The 700-nt window shown below is 64.1% G+C and carries 1 pseudogene; it reads right to left on the minus strand.

Features of this window, described 5'->3' with window-relative positions:
* Positions 1 to 338: 338 nt before the first annotated feature.
* Positions 339 to 700: pseudogene (locus C458_RS03710) on the minus strand (hypothetical protein); the annotation flags it as partial.

Below are 700 nucleotides of genomic sequence, written 5' to 3' on the forward strand. Positions count from 1 at the left end.
CGGGGGTTCTCCCCCGCCGACCGGCTCCCGGTTAGGTTCAACACCCTAACACGAATGCGTTGTGTTGGTGGTTCGATTAGCGGTTGGTGGGTCTCTTGTTGCGTTCTTGTTGCGTTCTTGGGCTATGGAATTAACTCCCGAGAGCTATCGGTCCGCGGACCGCCCTTGCTGACGACGGTGCCAGCCGACCCGACTCGGATTGCTATACCGACATACGGTTTACCGGCCGGTACACCGCCGACTCCGAGCATAGAAATCGCCGGCGAGAAGCTTTGAACCTGTCTGCAACCGTGTTCCGCGGCCCTAACCCCAAGGGTTAGGGCAGGGAGACCCGCCCTCTAGACCCATTCGTATTCGTGTGGAGGTCCGTGATGATGGACTGCGCGGCCGTCATCGACCGCGAGCCGGAGCGCCGGGCGCACCGACTTCCGCCACCACGTCTCTTTGCTCTGGTCCTCGACGGCGAACGCGGGCAGAAGTTCGTCCTCAAAATCCGAGCGCGTCATCCGACCATCGTCCCGAAGGACGCGGAGCGCCGCGCGACCGGCGTCACGTTGCTCCTGTCGCTTTGCGTCCGTCCGTCCGGGCGTCCAGTCGGCCAGCAGGTCCTCGAAGCCGTCGCGGTCGTCGCTCGTCTCAGACGCGTCGTCAAGAGCCGTCTGGTCGGGATGCTCGTCCGGGCGCATCGTCGGCGGCGTCA

Origin of the sequence: Haloferax sp. ATCC BAA-644 (assembly GCF_000336975.1) — an archaeon.
Taxonomy (GTDB): Archaea; Halobacteriota; Halobacteria; order Halobacteriales; family Haloferacaceae; genus Haloferax; species Haloferax volcanii.